Source organism: Comamonas suwonensis (assembly GCF_012844455.2).
Lineage (GTDB): Bacteria > Pseudomonadota > Gammaproteobacteria > Burkholderiales > Burkholderiaceae_C > Comamonas > Comamonas suwonensis.
Genome location: NZ_JABBCQ020000019.1, coordinates 80120 through 86285 on the forward strand (window position 1 = coordinate 80120; position 6166 = coordinate 86285).

4 protein-coding genes are annotated in these 6166 nt (G+C 57.3%); 1 reads left to right on the top strand and 3 read right to left on the bottom strand.

Annotated elements, in window-relative coordinates; all coding sequences use genetic code 11:
- Nucleotides 1-23: 23 nt before the first annotated feature.
- From HF327_RS18800 to uvrB, 3 genes are all read right to left on the bottom strand, one after another.
- Nucleotides 24-1244: an IscS subfamily cysteine desulfurase gene (locus tag HF327_RS18800; RefSeq protein WP_198461841.1), complete on the bottom strand. Its 1221-nt coding sequence runs from the start codon at nt 1242-1244 to the stop codon at nt 24-26.
- A gap of 175 nt (nt 1245-1419) precedes the next feature.
- The gene (gene iscR, locus HF327_RS18805) at nt 1420-1956 is read right to left on the bottom strand and encodes a Fe-S cluster assembly transcriptional regulator IscR (protein WP_003054211.1); all 537 of its coding nucleotides are present in this window, start codon (nt 1954-1956) and stop codon (nt 1420-1422) included.
- A gap of 229 nt (nt 1957-2185) precedes the next feature.
- Entirely contained in the window at nt 2186-4252 is a 2067-nt protein-coding gene (gene uvrB / locus HF327_RS18810) for an excinuclease ABC subunit UvrB (protein WP_328701916.1), read from the bottom strand.
- Between the two features lie 176 nt (nt 4253-4428).
- Here uvrB and HF327_RS18815 point away from each other — a divergent pair, with 176 nt between their 5' ends.
- The gene (locus HF327_RS18815) at nt 4429-5625 is read left to right on the top strand and encodes an amino acid aminotransferase (RefSeq protein ID WP_198461842.1); all 1197 of its coding nucleotides are present in this window, start codon (nt 4429-4431) and stop codon (nt 5623-5625) included.
- Nucleotides 5626-6166 lie beyond the last annotated feature (541 nt).

Consider the following 6166-nt stretch of genomic DNA (forward strand, 5'->3'; position numbering starts at 1 on the left):
CTTGAACTCTTTGTAATCTGTACTTAGTGTGCAGCCCATTGAATAGTGCTGAGGTCGATGCCGTCTTTGTACATCTCCCACAGAGGGCTCAGCTCGCGCAGCTTCAATACGTTTTCACGAATTGTCTTGATCGCGTAGTCAATTTCTTCTTCAGTCGTAAAGCGACCGAAAGTCATGCGCAGCGAGCTGTGAGCCAGCTCGTCGCTACGGCCCAGGGCGCGCAGAACATAGCTGGGCTCCAGACTGGCAGACGTGCAGGCAGAGCCGGAGGAAACAGCCAGACCCTTGATACCCATGATCAACGACTCGCCTTCAACGTAGTTGAAGCTCATATTCAGGTAGTGGGGGACGCCATTTTCCATGTCGCCGTTCACAAAGACCTGCTCCAGATCCTTGAGACCGTCGAGCAAGCGCTGACGCAAGCCACGTGCATGCTCCATGTCCTTGGACATGTCTTCCTTGGCGATACGGAAGGCTTCGCCCATGCCCACGATCTGATGGGTCGCCAGCGTGCCTGAACGCATACCGCGCTCATGGCCGCCGCCGTGCATTTGCGCTTCGAGGCGCACGCGGGGCTTGCGGCGAACGTACAGAGCACCAATACCCTTGGGGCCATAAGTCTTGTGCGAAGCCAGGCTCATCAGATCGATGGGCATGCTCTGCATGTCCAGAACCATCTTGCCGGAGGCCTGAGCGGCATCCACGTGGAAGATGATGCCCTTTTCACGGCACAGAGCGCCGATGGCGTTCAGATCCTGAACCACACCGATTTCATTGTTCACAGCCATCACGCTGGCGAGGATGGTGTCAGGGCGAATTGCCGCCTTGAACACTTCCAGATCCAGCAGACCGTTTTCATTGACGTCCAGATAAGAGACTTCAAAGCCCTGACGCTCCAGCTCACGCATGGTGTCCAGCACAGCCTTGTGCTCGGTCTTCACCGTGATCAGGTGCTTGCCCTTACCCTGGTAGAAGTGCGCAGCACCCTTGATAGCCAGGTTGTCGGACTCGGTCGCACCGCTGGTCCACACGATTTCACGGGGATCAGCATTGATCAGCTCGGCCACTTGCTTACGGGCGTTTTCGATAGCTTCTTCAGCTTCCCAACCCCAGGCGTGACTACGCGATGCAGCATTACCAAAATGCTCACGCAACCAAGGAATCATCGCGTCTACGACGCGGGGGTCCATGGGAGTCGTTGCGCCGTAATCGAGATAAATGGGAAAGTGCGGGGTCATGTCCATGACTGGCTCGTCTTGTTTTTGGCTGACAAATCGTGAGGAAATCGATGCACTCAAAGGTGCCGTCTGAGCGAGGGAACATGCCGCACAGCCATGCATGCATCCCCGCCCTGACTATCGGAATCAGGCTTCATGCTGATCGAGTTGCCGCACAAGCCAAGCTTGAGCGGCGCCCGGATCAGGATTTAGCGAAGGCGTTACCCAGCGCAAACACCGAATTCGGTGCATTCACGCGGATAGGCTTGACCACAGGAGCAGTAGAGATGGCGCGGCGAACCACGGGCTTATCCTCAATCTGGATGCCCTTGGCCAGTTGCTCATCCACTAGCTTTTGCAGCGTGACGGAATCAAGGAACTCCACCATGCGCTGATTCAGTGCTGCCCACAGTTCATGGGTCATACAGCGACCTGCTTCGCCTAGACAGTTTTCTTTACCGCCGCATTGCGTGGCATCAATCGGCTCATCCACCGACACGATGATGTCTGCCACAGTGATGTCTGTGGCCTTGCGAGCAAGGGTGTAGCCGCCGCCAGGGCCACGAGTGGATTCCACCAGCTCGTGACGACGCAGCTTACCGAACAACTGCTCCAGATAAGACAGCGAAATCTGCTGACGCTGGCTGATGGCTGCCAGCGTGACAGGGCCGTTGTTCTGGCGCAGGGCCAGGTCGATCATCGCGGTGACCGCAAAGCGGCCTTTGGTCGTAAGACGCATATGAGCTCCTTCAGTCAGGATTGTTAGTTACAGAAACGCCCGCCCGGCCACAGCTACCTAGACGAGCACAGTCTCCGCCCTTACTCCGTCCTGCAATTAGGTTCAGAGCCCTTCTGTGAGGGAAGTTTGTTGTTAAGTATTTGATCGAAGTATATCACATTCCCCATCAATTTTGTCGGGTAACGGCGCACACTCACGTAATAACCCCGACAAAACCGAAGGCTCCGTCCTACGGAGTTGCCCCAAAGAGCTGCTGTTTGAGCAGTGAGAGCTGATCGCGCACCCGGGCTGCCTGTTCGAACTCCAGATTCTTGGCGTGCTCAAGCATTTGCTTCTCCAAGCGTTTGATTTCTTTGGCAATATCTTTTTCTGACATATCTTCGACACGCGCCTTCTGCAGGGCCTGATCCTGCAAACGTTCGGCCTCTTTGCTACTTTTTTCACTGTACACGCCATCAATCAGGTCTTTCACCCTCTTGACAATCTGCTTTGGAACAACTCCATTCACCTCATTGAAAAGCCTCTGCTTTTCACGGCGCCGCTCCGTCTCGTCGATGGCCTTTTTCATCGATACCGTAATGCGGTCGCCATACAGAATCGCCTTGCCATTCACGTTACGCGCAGCCCGGCCTATGGTCTGAATCAGGCTGCGCTCGGCACGCAGAAAACCTTCTTTGTCCGCATCGAGAATCGCCACCAGCGATACCTCGGGAATATCCAGCCCCTCACGCAGCAGGTTGATGCCGACCAGCACATCAAAAGCGCCCAGACGAAGGTCGCGGATGATTTCAACCCGCTCGACCGTATCCACATCGGAGTGCAGATAACGGACCTTGACACCGTTGTCAGTCAGATATTCCGTCAATTGCTCGGCCATGCGCTTGGTCAGCGTAGTGATGAGCACGCGCTCTTCCTTATCCACGCGCAGGCGAATTTCCTGCAGCACATCGTCGACCTGATGGATGGCGGGCCGTACCTCGATGAGCGGATCGAGCAAACCCGTGGGGCGCACAACCTGCTCGACCACCTGGCCGGCATGGGTCTTTTCATACTCGGCCGGCGTGGCCGAGACAAACACCACCTGGCGCATGCGCTGCTCGAATTCTTCAAACTTGAGCGGCCGGTTGTCCAGTGCCGACGGCAGACGGAAGCCGTACTCCACCAGCGTGGTCTTGCGCGCTCGGTCACCGTTGTACATGGCGTTGAGCTGACCAATCATCTGGTGGCTTTCGTCCAGAAACATGATGGCGTCACGCGGCATGTAGTCCGTCAGCGTGCTCGGCGGGTCGCCGGGATTGGATGCGGAGAGATGACGGGTGTAGTTCTCGATGCCTTTGCAGTGCCCTACTTCACTGAGCATTTCCAGATCAAAGCGGGTGCGCTGCTCCAGCCGCTGGGCCTCCACCAGCTTGCCCATACCCACCAGCTGCTTGAGACGCTCGGCCAACTCTTCCTTGATGGTCTCCACCGCCGCCAGCACCTTGTCGCGCGGCGTCACGTAGTGGCTGCTGGGGTAGACCGTAAAGCGCGGAATGCTCTGACGCACCCTCCCCGTGAGCGGGTCGAACAACTGCAGGCTCTCCACCTCGTCGTCGAACAGCTCAATGCGCACGGCAAGCTCTGAATGCTCGGCCGGAAACACGTCAATCGTATCGCCGCGCACGCGGAAGGTACCGCGCGAGAAATCCTGATCGTTGCGCTGGTACTGCATGCGAATCAGCTGCGCAATGGCATCGCGCTGATTCAGCGTGTCGCCGGTGCGCAGCGTCATGATCATGCGATGGTAGCTCTCGGGCTCGCCGATACCGTAAATCGCCGAGACCGTGGCCACAATCACCACATCGCGCCGCTCCATGATGCTTTTGGTGCAGGACAGACGCATCTGCTCAATGTGCTCATTGATGGCGCTGTCCTTTTCGATGAACAGGTCGCGCTGCGGCACATAGGCTTCGGGCTGGTAGTAGTCGTAGTAGCTGACGAAGTACTCGACAGCATTTTTAGGAAAAAACTCCCGGAACTCGGAGTAGAGCTGTGCGGCCAGCGTCTTGTTGGGCGCAAAGACAATGGCCGGACGGCCCAGCCGCGCAATCACATTGGCCATGGTGAAGGTCTTGCCCGAACCCGTCACCCCCAGCAGCGTCTGGTAGGTCTCGCCGTCATTCACGCCCTCCACCAGCTGCTCGATGGCCGTAGGCTGATCGCCCGCCGGCGGATAAGGCTGGAACAACTCGAACGGAGAGTCCGGGTATTGCACAAAACGGCCTTGTGGCTCAGCAGTCATATTTTCTTCTTGCATGATGTCATGTCCATGACGCATAGGGTTAGCGCGGAGTAGAATGTCAGACCAACCCTCAAGCCTAACCTAGGCTGATGCGTTTTTTCGAGCACCGCGCCCGTCGCACTCGTCAACACGCTCCTGGTAGCAGTAGCTGGGGGTGACCTGACTTATTTCCATCCCTCAAGGATTTTTTCATGTCTCTGTTTACCGCCGTCGAAATGGCCCCCCGCGACCCCATCCTGGGTCTGAACGAGCAATTCAACGCTGACACCAACCCCAGCAAAGTGAACCTGGGCGTGGGCGTGTACTTCGACGACAACGGCAAGCTGCCTCTGCTGGAGTGCGTGCAGGCCGCCGAGAAGGCCATGATGGACAAGCCCAGCGCCCGTGGCTATCTGCCCATCGACGGTATCGCTGCTTACGACAACGGCGTCAAGGCTCTGGTGTTCGGCGCCGAATCCGATGTGGTCAAGTCCGGTCGCGTGGCGACTGTCCAGGCCATCGGTGGCACCGGCGGCCTGAAGATCGGCGCTGACTTCCTGAAGAAGCTCAACCCCAGCGCCAAGGTGCTGATCTCCAACCCCAGCTGGGAAAACCACAAGGCCATCTTCACCAACGCTGGTTTTGAAGTCGGCACCTATGCTTACTACGATGCAGCCACCCGCTCCATCGACTTCGCCGGCATGCTGGCCGACCTGAACGCTGCCGCAGCCGGCACCGTGGTCGTGCTGCACGCCTGCTGCCACAACCCCACAGGCTATGACATCACTGCCGCTCAATGGGATGAAGTAATCGCCGTCGTCAAGGCCAAGGGTCTGGTTCCCTTCCTGGACATGGCCTACCAAGGCTTCGGCCACGGCATCGCCGAAGACGGCGCCGTGATTGGCAAGTTCGTGGCCGCTGGTTTGGACATTTTTGTGTCCACCTCCTTCTCCAAGAGCTTCAGCCTGTATGGCGAGCGCGTGGGCGCCCTGTCCGTGGTCGCCGCCGACAAGGACGAAGCGGCTCGCGTGCTGTCGCAACTGAAGATCGTCATCCGCACCAACTACTCCAACCCCCCCACACACGGTGGCGCTGTGGTCGCGGCAGTTCTGAACAACCCCGAGCTGCACGCTCTGTGGGAAAAGGAACTGGGCGAGATGCGCGTGCGCATCAAGGCCATGCGCCAAAAGCTGGTGGACGGCCTAAAGGCTGCGGGCGTAACGCAGGACATGTCCTTCATCACCACCCAGATCGGCATGTTCTCTTACTCCGGCCTGTCCAAGGAGCAAATGGTACGCCTGCGCTCCGAATTCGGCGTGTACGGCACCGACACCGGCCGCATGTGCGTGGCTGCGCTGAACAGCAAGAACATCGACTATGTGTGCAAGGCCATTGCCGCTGTGATCTGAAGTCACACCCTGGGGCTGCTTCAGCAGCCTTGAAAAAGAGCATTGAGTTTTTATCTGGCTCACAAGCGAGTATTCAACCGATTTTCGGCAGCTTTTGGGTAATATTTGTGGTGATGGACTGGAGCTACTACGCACCTTTCACGACGCTATTCCCATGCCAATGGGGCCAGTCTTAATGCTCGCTCAAAGCAAAAAGCCCCGACACCAATCAAAGTGTCGGGGCTTTTTTCTACGTGGGATGCTAGCTGCCCTCCTTTGCGTCATCGTCAGCATCTCATGACGCTGGCCTTCTATGGCCAACTTGGCGAGCTGAACAAGTTAAATCAAAGCTGCAGGACATCGATTCCCCTGAGCGCAAGCAGCCATACAGAGAGCGTTCCCGCAAGCACTGGCAGAGCTGCCATTTCAGACAAAGGCTGCGCTGCGCGGCACAAAGACAAACAGATGCAAACGGACATGTCTGCTTTGTCTGGGTCGCACCAACATCTGCTTCCAGGGGGTACTCTAGATGCTTGCCTGGCTATGGTCACCCAGACATGGT